This window comes from Streptomyces sp. NPDC030799 (assembly GCF_055572255.1).
This window is the reverse complement of sequence record NZ_JBVIDS010000009.1, coordinates 113,739-132,053: the sequence shown is the minus strand read 5'-3', so window position 1 is coordinate 132,053 and position 18,315 is coordinate 113,739. Positions and strand designations below refer to the sequence as shown.

Here is an 18,315-nt window from a genome sequence, read left to right as displayed (position 1 = left end):
CCCACCCCCCCCCACAAAGAAAAAAACCCCCCCCGCCCCCCCCCCCCCCCCCCCCCCCCCCCCCCCCCCCCCCCCACGTTTCTGCTCAGCTGCCGCAGGCGGTCACGCCTCTTCGTGCGTGGCCACCGCGCGGCGGGCGTCGGCGTCCAGGACGCCCCAGCTGATCAGCTGCTCGGTGAGGACCGAGGGGGACTGGTCGTAAATGACGGCGAGTGTGCGCAGGTCGTCCTGGCGGATGGAGAGCACCTTGCCGTTGTAGTCACCGCGCTGGGACTGGATCGTCGCCGCGTAGCGCTGCAGCGGGCCCGCCTTCTCGGCCGGCACGGTGGCCAGCCGCTCCAGGTCGAGAACCAGCTTCGGCGGCGGCTCGGCCGCGCCGCCCGGCGTGGTGCCCGGCAGGAGCTCCTGCACGGGAACGCCATAGAAATCGGCCAGCTCGGCGAGCCGCTGGACGGTCACCGCTCGGTCGCCACGCTCGTAGGACCCGACCACCACGGCCTTCCAGCGCCCCTGGGACTTCTCCTCGACACCGTGGAGGGAAAGGCCCTGCTGGGTGCGGATGGCCCGGAGCTTGGCCCCGAGCTGTTTGGCGTATTCGCTGGACATATAGCTCCCCGGACACTGTGTCGACGCGGCCGGACGGTATTCCCGCCGCGCGGCTGGTAACTCACTGTGAGGTTACGCAGCGTGACTCTCGTGCGTCAAGCCGAATGGTCCACACCGACTCTTCCGTGGTAGTGGCAACCGGTTCCGCCAAGGGGGTGATCGGGGCCCTCGCCAAGACCTGCTACGGTGGATGGCGCAAATCCGACGTCCTTTAAGGTCCGTCCCGTGAGGCGGAGAAGGAGGTCCGTTTCGTATGGACAAGCACGACTCGCCTGCCGATCCGCAGGCGTCCGATGCGCGGCCCGTGCTCGAAGGCCCCGACATCGCGCGGGTACTGACCCGTATCGCCCATGAGATCGTCGAGCGTGCCAAGGGCGCCGACGACGTGGTGCTCCTCGGCATTCCCACCCGGGGCGTCTTCCTCGCCCAGCGGCTCGCCGTCAAGCTGGAGCAGATCACCGACCGCAAGGTGCCGGTCGGCTCGCTCGACATCACCATGTACCGCGACGACCTGCGCATGCACCCCCCGCGTGCGCTGGCCCGCACCGAGATCCCCGGTGACGGCATCGACGGCAAGCTGGTCGTCCTCGTCGACGACGTGCTCTTCTCCGGCCGCACGATCCGCGCCGCCCTCGACGCCCTGAACGACATCGGGCGCCCCCGTGCGGTCCAGCTCGCGGTCCTGGTCGACCGCGGCCACCGCGAACTGCCGATCCGCGCCGACTACGTCGGCAAGAACCTCCCCACGTCGCTGCGGGAGACGGTCAAGGTCCAGCTCGCCGAGGAGGACGGTCGCGACACCGTGCTGCTCGGTGTGAAGGCCGGCCAGTAGCAACTCCGGCGCCGGGCTGCTTCCGCATGCCTGCACATGCGCCGATTTGCCCCACATCTCCTGAATGAACCGCCTTTACGGAGCCTGACAGATGCAGCGTCATCTCATCTCGGCCGCCGACCTCACCCGCGACGACGCCGTCCTGATCCTCGACACCGCCGAGGAGATGGCCCGGGTCGCCGACCGGCCGATCAAGAAGCTGCCGACCCTGCGCGGCCGCACGATCGTCAACCTCTTCTTCGAGGACTCCACCCGCACGCGGATCTCCTTCGAGGCCGCCGAGAAGCGCCTGTCCGCGGACGTCATCAACTTCTCCGCCAAGGGCTCCAGCGTGTCCAAGGGCGAGTCCCTGAAGGACACCGCCCAGACCCTGGAGGCCATGGGCGTCGACGCCGTCGTCATCCGGCACGGCGCCTCCGGAGCCCCGTACCGCCTCGCCAACTCCGGCTGGATCGACGCGGCCGTGATCAACGCCGGTGACGGCACCCACCAGCACCCCACCCAGGCTCTGCTGGACGCCTTCACCATGCGCCGCCGCCTGCTCGGCCGGGACGCCGGCCTCGGCCAGGACCTCAGCGGCAAGCGCATCACCGTGGTCGGCGACGTCCTGCACAGCCGGGTCGCCCGCTCCAACGTCGACCTGCTGCACACCCTCGGCGCCGAGGTCACCCTCGTCGCCCCGCCCACCCTGGTGCCGGTCGGCGTCGAGGCATGGCCGTGCGAGGTGTCGTACGACCTCGACAGCGCGCTGCCCAAGTGCGACGCGGTGATGATGCTCCGCGTCCAGCGCGAGCGGATGAACGCCGCCTTCTTCCCGACCGAGCGCGAGTACTCCCGCCGCTACGGCCTCGACGGCGACCGCATGGCCAGGCTGCCCGAGCACGCCATCGTGATGCACCCCGGCCCGATGGTCCGCGGCATGGAGATCACCGCCGAGGTCGCCGACTCCGACCGCTGCACCGCCGTCGAGCAGGTCGCCAACGGCGTCTCCATCCGGATGGCCGTCCTGTACCTGCTGCTCGGTGGCAACGAGCCCGCCCAGACCCGCACTGAGGAGAAGTAAGACCCATGAGCAAGATCCTGATCCGTGGTGCGAAGGTGCTCGGCGGCGAGCCGCAGGACGTGCTGATCAACGGCGAGGTCATCGAGGCGGTCGGCACCGGCCTGTCCGCCGACGGCGCCGAAGTCGTCGAGGCCGGCGGCAAGGTGCTGCTGCCGGGCCTGGTCGACCTGCACACCCATCTGCGCGAGCCGGGCCGCGAGGACTCCGAGACCGTCCTGACCGGCACCCGCGCGGCGGCGAGCGGCGGCTACACCGCCGTCTTCGCCATGGCCAACACCTTCCCGGTCGCCGACACCGCCGGTGTCGTCGAGCAGGTCTACCGGCTCGGCCAGGAGCACGGCTACTGCGACGTGCAGCCCATCGGCGCGGTCACCGTCGGCCTGGAGGGCAGGAAGCTCGCCGAGCTGGGCGCCATGCACGAGTCGGCCGCCGGCGTCACCGTCTTCTCCGACGACGGCAAGTGCGTGGACGACGCCGTGATCATGCGCCGCGCGCTGGAGTACGTGAAGGCCTTCGGCGGCGTCGTCGCCCAGCACGCCCAGGAGCCCCGGCTGACCGAGGGCGCCCAGATGAACGAGGGCGTCGTCTCCGCCGAACTGGGCCTGGGCGGCTGGCCGGCCGTCGCCGAGGAGTCGATCATCGCCCGGGACGTGCTGCTCGCCGAGCACGTCGGCTCCCGCGTCCACATCTGCCACCTGTCGACCGCCGGCAGCGTCGAGATCGTCCGCTGGGCCAAGTCCCGCGGCATCGACGTCACCGCCGAGGTCACCCCGCACCACCTGCTCCTCACCGACGAGCTGGTGCGCACGTACAACCCGGTCTACAAGGTCAACCCGCCGCTGCGCACCGAGCGCGATGTGCACGCCCTGCGCGCCGCCCTCGCGGACGGCACCATCGACATCGTCGCCACCGACCACGCCCCGCACCCGCACGAGGACAAGGACTGCGAGTGGGCCGCCGCTGCCATGGGCATGGTCGGTCTGGAGACCGCGTTGTCAGTGGTCCAGGAGACCATGGTCGACACGGGCCTGCTGGACTGGGCCGGCGTCGCCGACCGCATGTCCTTCAAGCCCGCGCAGATCGGACAGGCCACCGGGCACGGCCGTCCCGTCTCGGCTGGTGAGCCCGCCAACCTCACCCTCGTCGACACGGAATACCGTGGCCAGGTGGACCCCGCGGGCTTCGCCTCACGCAGCCGCAACACCCCGTACCAGGGGCGTGAGCTGCCGGGCCGTGTGACGCACACGTGGCTGCGGGGCAAGGCCACGCTCGTCGACGGGAAGCTCACGTGACACCTGTAATCCTGCTGGCCGAGGCCAAGCGGTCGGCCGAGGTCACCGACTGGCCGGGCCGCATCGGCTGGCTCGTCGGACTCCTGCTCTTCATCGCGCTCGTCTACTGGCTGATGCGCGAGGGCTGGAAGTGGCGCGGCACCCTCCAGGGCGACCTGCCCAAGCCGCCCAGCGCGCCGGACGAGACCGGCCCGGTGAGACTGAGCATGAGCGGCCGCTACCACGGCTCCACCACCGCCGGGCAGTGGCTGGACCGCATCGTGGCCCACGGCCTGGGCACCCGCAGCCGGGCCGAGCTCACCCTGACCGACCAAGGGCTGGAGGTCGAGCGTCCCGGAGCGAGCGACTTCTTCATCCCGACCGCCGCGCTGCGCGGCGCCCGGCTGGACAAGGGCATCGCCGGCAAGGTCCTCACCGAGGGCGGCCTGCTGGTGGTGACCTGGGCACTCGGCGACAAGCTGATCGACTCCGGTTTCCGCTCCGACCACGCGGCCGAGCACACCGAGTGGGCCGACACCCTGAACCACATGACCAACGACACGGAAGGCGCACGATGACGACCTCCACAAGGGGAGCTGCCAGGGTTCCCGCCGTACTCGTCCTGGAGGACGGCCGCATCTTCCGCGGCCGTGCCTACGGGGCCGTGGGGGAGACCTTCGGCGAGGCCGTGTTCTCCACCGGCATGACCGGCTACCAGGAGACCCTGACCGACCCGTCGTACGACCGCCAGATCGTGGTCGCGACCGCCCCGCAGATCGGCAACACGGGCTGGAACGACGAGGACGACGAGTCGAGCCGCATCTGGGTCTCCGGCTACGTCGTGCGCGACCCCGCGCGCGTGCCGTCCAACTGGCGGGCCAAGCGCTCCCTGGACGACGAGCTGGAGCGGCAGGGCGTGGTCGGCATCTCCGGCATCGACACCCGCGCCCTCACCCGCCACCTGCGCGAGCGCGGTTCCATGCGCGCCGGCGTCTTCTCCGGTGAGGCGATCGCCCCCGAGTCCGAGCTCCTCGCGCGTGTGCAGGCCCAGCCGCACATGAAGGGCGCGAGCCTCTACGAGGAGGTCGCGACCAAGGAGGCGTACGTCGTCCCGGCCGTCGGCGAGAAGAAGTTCACCGTCGCCGCGATCGACCTCGGCATCAAGGGCATGACCCCCCACCGCATGGCCGAGCGCGGCATCGAGGTGCACGTGCTGCCCGCCACCGCCACGGCCGACGAGATCTACGCGGTCGACCCGGACGGCGTGTTCTTCTCCAACGGCCCCGGTGACCCCGCCACGGCCGACGGCCCCGTCGCGCTCATGACCGCCGTCCTGGAGCGGAAGACGCCCCTGTTCGGCATCTGCTTCGGCAACCAGATCCTCGGCCGTGCGCTCGGCTTCGGCACCTACAAGCTGAAGTACGGCCACCGGGGCATCAACCAGCCGGTCCAGGACCGTACGACCGGCAAGGTCGAGGTCACCGCGCACAACCACGGGTTCGCCGTGGACGCGCCGCTCGACAAGGTCAGCGAGACCAAGTTCGGCCGCGCCGAGGTCTCGCACGTCTGCCTGAACGACGACGTCGTGGAGGGGCTGCAGCTGCTCGACCAGCCGGCCTTCTCCGTCCAGTACCACCCCGAAGCGGCTGCGGGCCCGCACGACGCCGCCTACCTGTTCGACCGCTTCGTCACCCTGATGGAGGGCCAGCGTGCCTAAGCGCACCGATATCCAGTCCGTCCTGGTCATCGGCTCCGGCCCGATCGTCATCGGCCAGGCCGCCGAGTTCGACTACTCCGGCACCCAGGCGTGCCGCGTGCTCAAGGCCGAGGGCCTGCGCGTCATCCTGGTGAACTCCAACCCGGCGACGATCATGACCGACCCGGAGATCGCCGACGCCACCTATGTCGAGCCGATCACCCCCGAGTTCGTCGAGAAGATCATCGCCAAGGAGCGCCCCGACGCCCTGCTGCCCACCCTGGGCGGCCAGACGGCGCTGAACACCGCCATCTCGCTGCACGAGAACGGTGTCCTGGAGAAGTACGGCGTCGAGCTGATCGGCGCCAAGCCCGAGGCGATCCACAAGGGCGAGGACCGCGACCTGTTCAAGGAGGTCGTGGAGGAGGTCCGCAAGAAGATCGGCCATGGCGAGTCCGCCCGGTCGGTCATCTGTCACTCCATGGACGACGTCCTCAAGGGCGTCGAGACCCTCGGCGGCTACCCGGTCGTCGTCCGCCCGTCCTTCACCATGGGCGGCGCCGGCTCCGGCTTCGCGCACGACGAGGAGGAGCTGCGCCGCATCGCCGGCCAGGGCCTCACGCTCTCCCCGACCACCGAGGTGCTCCTGGAGGAGTCCATCCTCGGCTGGAAGGAGTACGAGCTGGAGCTGATGCGCGACAAGCACGACAACGTCGTGGTCGTCTGCTCCATCGAGAACTTCGACCCCATGGGCGTCCACACCGGTGACTCGATCACCGTCGCGCCCGCGATGACGCTGACCGACCGCGAGTACCAGATCCTGCGCGACATCGGCATCGCCGTCATCCGCGAGGTCGGCGTCGACACCGGCGGCTGCAACATCCAGTTCGCGGTGAACCCCGAGGACGGTCGCGTGATCGTCATCGAGATGAACCCGCGCGTGTCGCGTTCCTCGGCCCTCGCCTCCAAGGCCACCGGCTTCCCGATCGCCAAGATCGCCGCGAAGCTGGCCGTCGGCTACACCCTGGACGAGATCCCGAACGACATCACCCAGGAGACCCCGGCCTCCTTCGAGCCCACGCTCGACTACGTGGTCGTCAAGGCCCCGCGCTTCGCCTTCGAGAAGTTCCCGCAGGCCGACTCCACGCTGACCACCACCATGAAGTCGGTCGGCGAGGCCATGGCCATCGGCCGCAACTTCCCCGAGGCCTTCCAGAAGGCGCTGCGCTCGCTGGAGAAGAAGGGCAGCCAGTTCACCTTCGTCGGCGAGACGGGCGACAAGGAGACCCTGCTGCGCGAGGCCGTACGGCCCACCGACGGCCGGATCAACACGGTCATGCAGGCGATCCGCGCGGGCGCCACGCCGGAGGAGATCTTCGAGTACACGAAGATCGACCCGTGGTTCGTGGACCAGCTCTTCCTGATCAAGGAGATCGCGGACGAGCTGGCCCAGGCCCCGGAGCTGACCGCCGACCTGCTCGCCGAGGCCAAGCGGCACGGCTTCTCCGACCAGCAGATCGGTGAGATCCGCGGCCTGCGCGAGGACGTCGTGCGCGAGGTCCGGCACGCCCTCGGCATCCGCCCCGTCTACAAGACGGTCGACACCTGCGCCGCAGAGTTCGCCGCGAAGACGCCGTACTTCTACTCGGCCTACGACGAGGAGTCGGAGGTCGCGCCCCGGCAGAAGCCGGCCGTCATCATCCTGGGCTCCGGCCCGAACCGCATCGGCCAGGGCATCGAGTTCGACTACTCCTGCGTCCACGCCTCCTTCGCGCTGTCCGACGCCGGGTACGAGACCGTGATGGTCAACTGCAACCCGGAGACCGTCTCCACCGACTACGACACCTCCGACCGGCTGTACTTCGAGCCGCTGACGCTGGAGGACGTACTGGAGATCGTCCACGCCGAGCAGCAGGCCGGCCCGGTCGCGGGTGTGATCGTGCAGCTGGGCGGGCAGACCCCGCTGGGTCTGTCGCAGGCCCTGAAGGACAACGGCGTGCCGATCGTGGGCACCTCCCCGGAGGCCATCCACGCCGCCGAGGACCGCGGCGCCTTCGGCCGGGTGCTGGCGGAGGCGGGCCTGCCGGCCCCGAAGCACGGCACGGCCACCACCTTCGCCGAGGCCAAGGCCATCGCCGACGAGATCGGCTACCCGGTCCTCGTCCGGCCGTCCTACGTGCTGGGCGGGCGCGGCATGGAGATCGTCTACGACGAGACCCGGCTGGCCGCCTACATCGCCGAGTCGACCGAGATCAGCCCCTCCCGGCCGGTCCTCGTCGACCGCTTCCTGGACGACGCGATCGAGATCGACGTCGACGCCCTCTACGACGGCACCGAGCTGTACCTCGGCGGCGTGATGGAGCACATCGAGGAGGCCGGTATCCACTCCGGCGACTCGGCGTGCGCCCTGCCCCCGATCACCCTGGGCGGCTTCGACATCAAGCGGCTGCGCGCCTCCACCGAGGCCATCGCCCGCGGTGTCGGCGTGCGCGGCCTGATCAACATCCAGTTCGCGATGGCCGGCGACATCCTCTACGTCCTGGAGGCCAACCCGCGCGCGTCCCGTACGGTCCCCTTCACCTCCAAGGCGACCGCGGTGCCGCTCGCGAAGGCCGCCGCCCGGATCTCGCTGGGCGCGACCATCGCCGAGCTCCGTGCCGAGGGCCTGCTTCCGGCGAACGGCGACGGCGGCGAGCTTCCGCTGGACGCGCCGATCTCCGTCAAGGAGGCCGTCATGCCGTGGTCCCGGTTCCGGGACATCCACGGCCGCGGCGTCGACACGGTCCTCGGCCCGGAGATGCGCTCCACCGGTGAGGTCATGGGCATCGACTCCGTCTTCGGCACCGCGTACGCCAAGTCGCAGGCGGGTGCCTACGGCCCGCTGCCCACCAAGGGCCGGGCGTTCATCTCGGTCGCCAACCGCGACAAGCGCTCGATGATCTTCCCGGCGCGTGAGCTGGTCGCCCACGGCTTCGAGCTGCTCGCCACCTCCGGCACCGCCGAGGTCCTCAAGCGCAACGGCATCCACGCCGCCGTGGTGCGCAAGCAGTCCGAGGGCACCGGCCCGAACGGTGAGAAGACCATCGTCCAGCTGATCCATGACGGGGAGGTCGACCTGATCGTCAACACCCCGTACGGCACCGGCGGCCGTCTGGACGGCTACGACATCCGCACCGCCGCGGTCGCCCGCTCCGTGCCGTGCCTGACCACCGTTCAGGCGCTCGCCGCGGCGGTCCAGGGCATCGACGCCCTCAACCACGGCGACGTCGGCGTCCGCTCCCTCCAGGAACACGCCGAACACCTGACCGCGGCCCGCGACTAGCAGCCCTTGAGGGGGACACCGGAAACGGTGTCCCCCTCTTCATGAGGACACAGAGACATGTACGAGCTTTTCTTCCGTCTGGTTTTCAAACGGATGGACCCCGAGAAGGCCCACTATCTGGCCTTCCGCTGGATCCGCCTCGCCGTCCGCATCCCCGTGCTGCGCACCTTCGTCGCGGCCGCCCTCGCGCCCCGCTACAAGGAGCTGCGCACGGAGGCCTTCGGGCTGCGCATGCACGGCCCCTTCGGGCTCGCCGCCGGCTTCGACAAGAACGCCGTCGCGATCGACGGGATGTCGATGCTGGGCTTCGACCACGTCGAGATCGGCACGGTCACCGGCGATCCGCAGCCCGGCAACCCTAAGAAGCGGCTGTTCCGGCTCGTCGCGGACCGCGCGCTGATCAACCGCATGGGCTTCAACAACGACGGCTCGCTGGCCGTCGCCGCCCGCCTCGCGACCCGTGAGCCCCTCTTCAAGACCGTCGTCGGCGTCAACATCGGCAAGACGAAGGTCGTCCCGGAGGCGGAGGCCGTCGGCGACTACGTGAAGTCCGCCGAGCGCCTCGCCCCGTACGCGGACTACCTGGTCGTGAACGTCTCCTCGCCGAACACGCCCGGCCTGCGCAACCTGCAGGCCACCGAGGCCCTGCGCCCGCTGCTGAGCGCCGTCCGCGAGGCCGCCGACCGGACGGTCGCGAACCGGCGCGTCCCGCTGCTGGTGAAGATCGCCCCGGACCTCGCCGACGAGGACATCGACGCCGTCGCCGACCTGGCCGTGGAGCTGGGCCTGGACGGCATCATCGCCACCAACACCACCATCGCCCGCGACGGCCTCGGCCTGAAGTCGGCCCCTTCGCTGGTGAAGGAGACCGGCGGCCTGTCCGGCGCCCCGCTGAAGGCGCGTTCCCTGGAGGTCCTGCGCCGTCTGTATGCCCGCGTGGGCGACCGGATCACGCTGGTGGGGGTGGGCGGCATCGAGACCGCCGAGGACGCCTGGCAGCGCATCCTGGCGGGCGCCACGCTGGTCCAGGGGTACAGCGCCTTCATCTACGAGGGCCCCTTCTGGGCCCGTGCGATCCACAAGGGCCTCGCCGCCCGCCTGCGCACCAGTCCGTACGCCACCCTCGCCGACGCGGTCGGCGCCGACGTGAGGAAGCCCCGATGACCAGCATGAGCCCGGTGGAGCCCTTCGGCGCGCGGCTGCGCCGCGCCATGGACGAGCGCGGCCCGCTGTGCGTCGGCATCGACCCGCACGCCTCGCTCCTCGCGGAGTGGGGTCTGAACGACGACGTGGCCGGGCTGGAGCGGTTCAGCCGCACGGTCGTCGAGGCGGTGGCCGACCGGGTCGCCGTGCTGAAGCCGCAGAGCGCCTTCTTCGAGCGCTTCGGCTCCCGCGGTGTCGCCGTCCTGGAGACGATCGTCCAGGAGGCGCGCGCGGCCGGCACCCTCGTCCTGATGGACGCCAAGCGCGGCGACATCGGCTCGACCATGGCCGGGTACGCCGAGGCCTACCTGCACAAGGACGCCCCGCTGTTCTGCGACGCCCTGACCGTCTCGCCGTACCTGGGCTACGGCTCGCTCAGCCCGGCCGTCGCGCTGGCCCGGGAGAGCGGCGCCGGCCTGTTCGTGCTGGCGCTCACCTCGAACCCGGAGGGCCCCGAGGTCCAGCACGCCGTCCGCGCCGACGGCCGCACCGTGGGCGCGACCATGCTGGCCCACCTGGCCGCCGAGAACGCGGGGGAGGAGCCGCTGGGCTCCTTCGGTGCCGTCGTCGGCGCCACGGTCGGTGACCTGTCGTCGTACGACCTGGCCATCAACGGTCCGCTGCTCGCGCCCGGCGTCGGCGCGCAGGGCGCGACGCCGGCCGATCTTCCGAAGGTGTTCGGGTCGGCGCTGCGCAACGTCGTGCCGAACGTCAGCCGGGGTGTGCTGCGGGAGGGTCCCGACGCGGGGGCGCTGCGTGCGGCCGCCCAGCGCTTCGCGGAGGAGATCCAGGCCGCCGTCGCGGGCGCCTGAGTCCTCCGATGTGCGCTCCGGCGAGCGGTGTCCCGGCGACTTGAGTGTGAATACATCCTCAAATCGAGGGCATTATGTCGGAAATGTCCGGCCTGGCGGAGGCTGACCAGGACTTTTCCGCTGTTCTCGCTGACTCTGGCGGACTTGACCGCTAGTCTCCGAGCTGTGGGGACACCCCCACACCCATTAGGTAGTGGGGGAGAACGGGCGAAGCGTGTTGCTCGTGGCTCCCCAGGTGTGGGGCGACTAGGTTCCTCACCGGTCCGTATCCGACAGTTCGACATCCGAGGTGACGTAGGCGTGGCTCTTCCGCCCCTTACCCCCGAACAGCGCGCAGCCGCGCTCGAAAAGGCCGCCGCGGCTCGCCGGGAGCGGGCCGAGGTCAAGAATCGACTCAAGCACTCCGGCGCCTCCCTGCACGAGGTCATCAAGCAGGGCCAGGAGAACGACGTCATCGGCAAGATGAAGGTCTCCGCGCTGCTCGAGTCCCTGCCGGGCGTGGGCAAGGTCCGCGCCAAGCAGATCATGGAGCGTCTGGGCATCTCCGAGAGCCGCCGCGTGCGTGGTCTCGGTTCCAACCAGATCGCTTCTCTGGAGCGTGAGTTCGGCAGCACCGGCTCCTGAGTCCGGGCCCGCGCCGGACCGGGAGTCCCGGGCACTCCGGGATTACTGGAATAATCGCTGCATGAGTGAACGTCCGCGGCTGACCGTGCTCTCCGGCCCCTCGGGGGTCGGCAAGAGCACGGTCGTCGCCCATATGCGCAAGGAACACCCCGAGGTCTGGCTCTCGGTGTCGGCCACCACCCGCACGCCCCGCCCCGGCGAGCAGCACGGAGTCCACTACTTCTTCGTCACCGACGAGGAGATGGACAAGCTGATCGCCAACGGCGAGCTGCTGGAGTGGGCCGAGTTCGCCGGCAACCGCTACGGCACGCCCCGAGCGGCCGTGCTGGAGCGGCTGGAGAAGGGCGAGCCGGTGCTGCTGGAGATCGATCTCCAGGGCGCCCGGCAGGTCCGGGAGTCGATGTCCGAGGCTCGTCTGGTGTTCCTGGCTCCGCCCTCCTGGGAGGAGCTGGTGCGCAGGCTGACCGGCCGGGGCACCGAGCCGCCCGAGGTCATCGAGCGCCGCCTGGAGGCGGCCAGGACCGAGCTGGCGGCCGAGCCGGAGTTCGATACGACCTTGGTCAACACCTCCGTCGAGGACGTGGCGCGCGAGCTGCTAGCCTTGATGGACGTTGTGTGATCGTGACTGATCTTTTTCCCTCTTTCGGAAGGTAGAGCGTGTCCTCTTCCATCACCGCGCCCGAGGGCATCATCAACCCGCCGATCGACGAGTTGCTTGAGGCCACCGATTCGAAGTACAGCCTCGTGATCTACGCCGCCAAGCGGGCCCGTCAGATCAACGCGTACTACTCGCAGCTCGGCGAGGGCCTCCTCGAGTACGTCGGTCCGCTCGTCGACACCCACGTCCACGAGAAGCCGCTCTCGATCGCCCTGCGCGAGATCAACGCCGGTCTGCTGACCTCCGAGGCCGTCGAGGGCCCCGCCCAGTAGCACCACGCAGGAGTACTTTCAGACTGCGGTTGATTTGTCCACAGGCCCGGCAGCGCGACTGCCGGGCCTGTGGTGTCTCATGGGTGTGCCAGGTTTTCGAGTCCGGGGAGAGACGGTGGACAAGCCGAAGGTCGTTCTGGGGGTCAGCGGCGGCATCGCCGCCTACAAAGCCTGTGAGCTGCTGAGAAGGCTCACCGAGTCGGGCCATGACGTCCGCGTGGTGCCCACCGCCTCCGCGCTGCACTTCGTCGGGGCCGCGACCTGGTCCGCCCTGTCCGGCAACCCGGTCTCGACGGAGGTCTGGGACGACGTCCACGAGGTCCCGCACGTGCGCATCGGCCAGCACGCCGACCTGGTGGTCGTCGCGCCTGCCACGGCCGACATGCTCGCCAAGGCCGCCCACGGCCTCGCCGACGACCTGCTCACCAACACGCTGCTCACCGCCCGATGTCCGGTCGTCTTCGCGCCCGCCATGCACACCGAGATGTGGGAGCACCCGGCCACCCAGGAGAACGTGGCCACGCTCCGCCGCCGCGGCGCCGTCGTCATCGACCCCGCCGTCGGCCGCCTCACCGGCGTCGACACCGGCAAGGGCCGGCTGCCCGACCCGGCGGAGATCTTCGAGGTCTGCCGCCGGGTGCTGGCCCGGGGCGTCACCGAGCCCGACCTCAAGGGACGGCACGTCGTCGTCTCCGCGGGCGGCACCCGCGAGCCACTCGACCCGGTCCGCTTCCTCGGCAACCGCTCCTCCGGCAAGCAGGGCTACGCCCTCGCCCGCACCGCCGCCGCGCGCGGCGCCCGGGTCACGCTGATCGCGGCCAACACCGGCCTGCCCGACCCGGCGGGCGTGGACGTCGTACCGGTCGGCACGGCCGTCCAGCTGCGTGAGGCCGTGCTGAAGGCGGCGGCGGACGCCGACGCGGTCGTCATGGCCGCCGCGGTCGCCGACTTCCGTCCGGCGGTCTACGCCTCCGGCAAGATCAAGAAGAAGGACGGCCAGGACCCCGACCCGATCGTCCTGGTGCGGAATCCGGACATTCTCGCGGAGGTTTCGGCCGACCGGGCGCGGCCCGAACAGGTGGTCGTGGGCTTCGCCGCCGAGACCGACGACGTCCTCGCCAACGGCCGCGCCAAGCTCGCCCGAAAGGGCTGTGACCTGCTCGTGGTCAACGAGGTGGGGGAGCGCAAGACCTTCGGTTCCGAGGAGAACGAGGCCGTGGTGCTGGGCGCCGACGGCAGCGAGACACCGGTGCCGCACGGCCCCAAGGAGGCCCTGGCCGACATCGTCTGGGATCTGGTGGTACGGCGGCTCGGGTGACGTACGGACCCCGGATGCCTGGTTGACGGAGCGCCCGGGGACCGATCAAATCGGGTGCGGCGGTACCTGGCCATCGCCGCCCGGCATTGGGCAGAATGCCCGTGCCGCAGGTCACAGCGCTCCCGAGAGGCGAGACACGTGCCCCATCGGCCGAGTGCGACCGATAAACTGTTCACGGTCGACGCCGGGCGCAGCCCCGCGCGTCGCCGCAAATGATCAGCCAGCAGCCGCTGCAACCACAGGGAGCGTTGTGTCCCGTCGCCTGTTCACCTCGGAGTCCGTGACCGAGGGTCACCCCGACAAGATCGCTGACCAGATCAGCGACACCATTCTCGACGCGCTTCTGCGCGAGGACCCGACCTCCCGGGTCGCCGTCGAGACGCTGATCACCACCGGCCTGGTGCACGTGGCCGGCGAGGTGACGACCAAGGCTTACGCGGACATCGCGACCCTGGTCCGCAACAAGATCCTCGAGATCGGCTACGACTCCTCCAAGAAGGGCTTCGACGGAGCTTCCTGCGGCGTGTCGGTGTCCATCGGCGCGCAGTCCCCGGACATCGCCCAGGGTGTCGACACGGCGTACGAGTCCCGGGTCGAGGGCGACGACGACGAGCTGGACAAGCAGGGCGCCGGCGACCAGGGCCTGATGTTCGGCTACGCGTCCGACGAGACGCCGACCCTGATGCCGCTGCCGATCTTCCTGGCGCACCGCCTGTCGAAGCGCCTGTCGGAGGTCCGCAAGAACGGCACCATCCCCTACCTGCGCCCGGACGGCAAGACGCAGGTCACCATCGAGTACGACGGCGACAAGGCCGTACGCCTCGACACGGTCGTCGTCTCCTCGCAGCACGCGAGCGACATCGACCTGGAGTCGCTGCTCGCCCCCGACATCCGCGAGTTCGTCGTGGAGCCGGAGCTGAAGGCGCTCCTGGAGGACGGCATCAAGCTGGACACCGAGGGCTACCGCCTGCTGGTCAACCCGACCGGCCGCTTCGAGATCGGCGGCCCGATGGGCGACGCCGGCCTGACCGGCCGCAAGATCATCATCGACACCTACGGCGGCATGGCCCGGCACGGCGGCGGCGCCTTCTCCGGCAAGGACCCGTCCAAGGTCGACCGCTCCGCCGCGTACGCGATGCGCTGGGTCGCCAAGAACGTGGTGGCGGCGGGCCTGGCCTCCCGCTGCGAGGTACAGGTCGCCTACGCGATCGGCAAGGCCGAGCCGGTCGGTCTGTTCGTGGAGACCTTCGGCACGGCCAAGGTCGAGGCCGAGAAGATCGAGAAGGCGATCGACGAGGTCTTCGACCTCCGTCCGGCCGCGATCATCCGCGACCTGGACCTGCTCCGCCCGATCTACGCCCAGACGGCGGCCTACGGCCACTTCGGCCGCGAGCTGCCCGACTTCACCTGGGAGCGCACGGACCGCGTAGACGCCCTGCGCCAGGCCGTGGGCCTGTAAGCCAGTCCACTCTGCTCGCCGAGGCCCGGTCTCCCCATCGCGGGGGCCGGGCCTCGGCGTGCTCCCAACGGCTCCAGCGGCTCCGGCCCAGGCCCGGTCACGGCCGAGAGCCCAGGCCCGCCAGGTATCCGCCGGCAGGCCCCGTTGTCCGTGCCGTTTGGTAAGAATGCAAGCGTGAGCAGCGAGAACGGGGCGTCCCGGGCAGCAGGGGACGGCGGGGCCGCAGGGGCGCCGCCGGAGCAGCTCGCGCTCATTCGGGAGAGCGTGCGCCAGGCCAAGACGCCCCGCGCCAAGCCGCGGACCTGGCGGGGAGCCGCGCTCGCCAAGGAGCTGCCGGTCGCACGGGTCCTGGTCGACAAGGGCGTGCTGCACCTCGACCGGTACTTCGACTACGCGGTGCCCGAGGAGCTGGACGAGCAGGCGCAGCCCGGCGTGCGGGTGCGGGTGCGGTTCGGGGCCGGGCGCGGCCGGGTGCGCGAGGGGCGCCGCGAAGGCGGCGGACTCATCGACGGCTTCCTCGTCGAGCGGCGGGCCGAGTCCGACTACTCGGGGCCGCTGGCCGCCCTGGCCCAGGTCGTCTCGCCGGAGCCGGTGCTGAGCGAGGAGCTGCTCGGCCTCGCACGGGCCGTGGCCGACCGATACGCCGGCAGCCTCGCCGATGTGCTCCAGCTGGCCGTGCCACCCCGCAGCGCGCGAGCCGAACAGCGGCCGTCGCCCGCGCCACTGCCACCGCCCAAGGCCCCCGAGACGGCCTCCTGGCTGCGGTATGAGCACGGGCCGGCGTTCCTGGAGGCGCTGGCCGCCGGAGGGTCGCCCAGGGCGGTCTGGAACGCACTGCCGGGTCCCCTGTGGAGCGAGGAACTGGCCCGCGCCGTCGCCGCCACGCTCGCCTCCGGACGCGGCGCCCTCGTCGTCGTACCGGACGGGCGGGCCGCCGCGCGGGTCGACGCCGCCCTCACCGCACTGCTCGGCGCGGGCCGGCACGCGCTGCTCACGGCCGACGCCGGGCCCGAGAAGCGGTACGGACAGTGGCTCGCGGTGCGACGGGGGTCCGTACGGGCCGTGGTCGGGACGCGGGCGGCCATGTTCGCGCCGGTACAGGACCTCGGCCTCGTCGCCATCTGGGACGACGGCGACGACAGCCACAGCGAGCAGCACGCCCCGCAGCCGCACGCGCGCGACGTGCTGCTGCTGCGCGCCGCGCTGGACAAGTGCGCCTTCCTGCTGGGCGGATTCGCCTGCACCGTCGAGGCCGCCCAGCTCGTCGAGAACGGCTGGGCCCGGCCGCTGGTCGCCGGGCGGGAGCAGGTGCGCCGGGCCGTGCCCCTGGTCCGCACGGTCGGGGACGACGACCTCGCGCGCGACGAGGCCGCGCGTGCCGCCCGGCTGCCCACCCTCGCCTGGCAGGCGGCCCGCGAGGGGCTGCGGCACGGTCCGGTGCTGGTGCAGGTGCCCCGACGCGGTTACGCACCGCGGTTGGCCTGCGCCCAGTGCCGGGCGCCCGCCAGGTGCCGGCACTGCGCAGGGCCGCTGCAGGGGCAGGACGCGGGGGTGCTGCGGTGCGCCTGGTGCGGGCGCGAGGAGAGCGCCTGGCACTGTCCGGAGTGCGGCGGCTTCCGGCTGCGGGCCCAGGTCGTGGGGGCGCGGCGGACGGCCGAGGAGCTGGGGCGCGCCTTTCCCGCCGTCCCGGTGCGCACCTCGGGACGGGAACACGTGCTGGACACGGTGCCGGGCACGCCCGCGCTGGTCGTGAGCACACCGGGTGCCGAACCGGTCGCCGAGGGCGGCTACGCGGCGGCCCTCCTCCTGGACGGCTGGGCCATGCTCGTACGCCCCGACCTGCGGGCCGGTGAGGACGCGCTGCGCCGGTGGATCGCGGCGGGATCGCTGGTGCGGCCGCAGAGCGAGGGGGGCACGGTGGTCGTGGTGGCCGAGCCGACCCTGCGGCCCGTGCAGGCGCTGGTGCGCTGGGACCCCGTCGGGCACGCGGTGCGGGAGCTGGCGGAGCGGGCCGAGCTGGGCTTCCCGCCGGTGTCCCGGATGGCGGCGGTGTCGGGGCCGCCCGCGGCCGTCGCCGAGTTCCTGTCCTCGGTCGAACTGCCGCAGGATGCGGAGGTGTTGGGGCCGGTGCCGATGCCGCCGACGCCGCCCGGCAGTCCTCGCAGGCCCGGAGCACCGCCGCCGGGTGAGCACTGGGACCGGGCGCTGGTGCGCGTGCCGCCGGGCAGCGGGGCCGCGCTGGCTTCCGCCCTCAAGGCGGCCCAGGCCGCTCGCATGGCACGAGGGAGCGGGGAGGCGGTACGGGTGCGGATCGATCCGGCGGACATCGGGTGAGGGGATCGGGCGAGGGAATCGGGTGGGGGAGTCGGTGAGGGAAGCGATTGCCCCTGCCGCACCCTCGGCATCCGGTCGCGCCCTCGGTATCCGGTCGCACCCTCGGCATCCGGTCGCGCCCTCCCCATGTGTCTGCCCTCCCGGACTCTCTCCAGGGAGGGCAGGGGCAGGACGGTCAGCCGTTGCGCGGGCTCGGGAAAGCCGTCGGGCGGGCTTCGTCGCGCAGGGCCGGGCTGCCCGCGGTCGGCTGCGTGGGCATGGAGCGGGCCGCGGGGACAGTGGGCAGACCGGTGTTCACATTGACCGTGCGGGTACCGGACGGCTCCGGGGTCCGTTCCGCCTCGGCGGCCGCCTGGGCCGCGGCGCGGCGCGCGCCGTAACGGCGGTGCACCGCCTGCTTGGTGACTCCGAGCGCGGAGCCCACCGCGTCCCACGAGAAGCCCAGCGAGCGGTCGAAGTCCACGGCGGCCGTGACCAGGGTTTCGACACTGTCCCGGAGTTCCTGGGCGAGGCGCACCGTCGGGGCGGGAGCGCGTCCGTAGACGACGAAGCCCGTGGACGGGCCGGAGCGGCGCGGGCGGTAGACGTTGCCCAGCTGGGCGGTGAGCGTGCGCAGCGCGTCCACCTGCCGGCGGACCCGCTCGATGTCCCGCACCAGCAAGTGCAGGCTGGCCCGGGCCTGGGCGTCGTGGGTGGCGTGGTCGGCCATGAACAAGCCTCTCGAACCGGCGTTGAAAGGAATCGGGCCGTGAAAAGGCCCTATGTGGTCAACTCTTTCTTGACCAACGCGTGTGTGCTCCACGGGTCACGGGGTGGGGGCGTACGGGCATATGCGCACGCCGGGC

Annotated in this window: 16 protein-coding genes; 14 read left to right on the top strand and 2 right to left on the bottom strand. The window is 71.2% G+C overall.

The features are described from left to right. Positions 1-102: 102 nt before the first annotated feature. A complete protein-coding gene (bldD, locus tag ACZ41I_RS23195; protein ID WP_014671524.1) occupies positions 103-606 on the bottom strand; it encodes a transcriptional regulator BldD in 504 nt (167 codons plus the stop codon). A 253-nt stretch (positions 607-859) separates the two neighbouring features. On the opposite strand from bldD, the gene pyrR reads away from it, so the two are divergent. The 14 genes from pyrR (at position 860) to ACZ41I_RS23125 (ending at position 17,470) form a co-directional block, all read left to right on the top strand. After that, positions 860-1,438, top strand: a complete 579-nt coding sequence (gene pyrR, locus ACZ41I_RS23190; RefSeq protein WP_363218912.1) for a bifunctional pyr operon transcriptional regulator/uracil phosphoribosyltransferase PyrR — start codon at positions 860-862, stop codon at positions 1,436-1,438. A gap of 91 nt (positions 1,439-1,529) precedes the next feature. Further along, positions 1,530-2,501, top strand: coding sequence for an aspartate carbamoyltransferase catalytic subunit (locus ACZ41I_RS23185; protein ID WP_363218913.1), 972 nt, complete (start codon positions 1,530-1,532; stop codon positions 2,499-2,501). 5 nt (positions 2,502-2,506) lie between these two features. Beyond that, positions 2,507-3,793: a dihydroorotase gene (locus ACZ41I_RS23180; RefSeq protein ID WP_363218914.1), complete on the top strand. Its 1,287-nt coding sequence runs from the start codon at positions 2,507-2,509 to the stop codon at positions 3,791-3,793. Further along, positions 3,790-4,350 carry a PH-like domain-containing protein gene (locus ACZ41I_RS23175; RefSeq protein ID WP_363218915.1) on the top strand — a complete coding sequence of 187 codons (561 nt, stop codon included), beginning with the start codon at positions 3,790-3,792 and terminating at the stop codon, positions 4,348-4,350. Before ACZ41I_RS23180 ends, ACZ41I_RS23175 begins: the two co-directional genes overlap by 4 nt. Beyond that, the gene (gene carA / locus ACZ41I_RS23170) at positions 4,347-5,489 is read left to right on the top strand and encodes a glutamine-hydrolyzing carbamoyl-phosphate synthase small subunit (RefSeq protein ID WP_399771382.1); all 1,143 of its coding nucleotides are present in this window, start codon (positions 4,347-4,349) and stop codon (positions 5,487-5,489) included. Before ACZ41I_RS23175 ends, carA begins: the two co-directional genes overlap by 4 nt. Next, positions 5,482-8,790 (top strand): carbamoyl-phosphate synthase large subunit, encoded by a 3,309-nt coding sequence (gene carB, locus ACZ41I_RS23165; RefSeq protein WP_363218917.1) that lies wholly within the window; start codon positions 5,482-5,484, stop codon positions 8,788-8,790. The genes carA and carB overlap by 8 nt, the downstream gene beginning before the upstream one ends. Positions 8,791-8,847: 57 nt before the next feature. Then, positions 8,848-9,954 (top strand): quinone-dependent dihydroorotate dehydrogenase, encoded by a 1,107-nt coding sequence (locus ACZ41I_RS23160; RefSeq protein WP_468514950.1) that lies wholly within the window; start codon positions 8,848-8,850, stop codon positions 9,952-9,954. A 5-nt stretch (positions 9,955-9,959) separates the two neighbouring features. Continuing rightward, positions 9,960-10,805 (top strand): orotidine-5'-phosphate decarboxylase, encoded by an 846-nt coding sequence (gene pyrF, locus ACZ41I_RS23155; protein WP_468515039.1) that lies wholly within the window; start codon positions 9,960-9,962, stop codon positions 10,803-10,805. A 300-nt stretch (positions 10,806-11,105) separates the two neighbouring features. Beyond that, positions 11,106-11,429 (top strand): integration host factor, encoded by a 324-nt coding sequence (locus tag ACZ41I_RS23150; RefSeq protein ID WP_003977346.1) that lies wholly within the window; start codon positions 11,106-11,108, stop codon positions 11,427-11,429. Beyond that, on the top strand, positions 11,368-12,048 hold the full coding sequence (gmk, locus tag ACZ41I_RS23145) for a guanylate kinase (RefSeq protein WP_468514949.1): 681 nt from the start codon (positions 11,368-11,370) through the stop codon (positions 12,046-12,048). Before ACZ41I_RS23150 ends, gmk begins: the two co-directional genes overlap by 62 nt. A gap of 38 nt (positions 12,049-12,086) precedes the next feature. Continuing rightward, positions 12,087-12,359: a DNA-directed RNA polymerase subunit omega gene (rpoZ, locus tag ACZ41I_RS23140; RefSeq protein WP_003982715.1), complete on the top strand. Its 273-nt coding sequence runs from the start codon at positions 12,087-12,089 to the stop codon at positions 12,357-12,359. A gap of 115 nt (positions 12,360-12,474) precedes the next feature. Next, entirely contained in the window at positions 12,475-13,677 is a 1,203-nt protein-coding gene (gene coaBC / locus ACZ41I_RS23135) for a bifunctional phosphopantothenoylcysteine decarboxylase/phosphopantothenate--cysteine ligase CoaBC (RefSeq protein WP_399771390.1), read from the top strand. Positions 13,678-13,927: 250 nt separating this feature from the next. Beyond that, positions 13,928-15,136: a methionine adenosyltransferase gene (gene metK, locus ACZ41I_RS23130; RefSeq protein WP_399771392.1), complete on the top strand. Its 1,209-nt coding sequence runs from the start codon at positions 13,928-13,930 to the stop codon at positions 15,134-15,136. A gap of 174 nt (positions 15,137-15,310) precedes the next feature. After that, positions 15,311-17,470 carry a primosomal protein N' gene (locus ACZ41I_RS23125; protein ID WP_468514948.1) on the top strand — a complete coding sequence of 720 codons (2,160 nt, stop codon included), beginning with the start codon at positions 15,311-15,313 and terminating at the stop codon, positions 17,468-17,470. 175 nt (positions 17,471-17,645) lie between these two features. Here the strand turns inward: ACZ41I_RS23125 and ACZ41I_RS23120 are convergent, their stop codons facing one another. Beyond that, entirely contained in the window at positions 17,646-18,179 is a 534-nt protein-coding gene (locus ACZ41I_RS23120) for a hypothetical protein (protein WP_363219926.1), read from the bottom strand. Between the last annotated feature and the right edge of the window lie 136 nt (positions 18,180-18,315).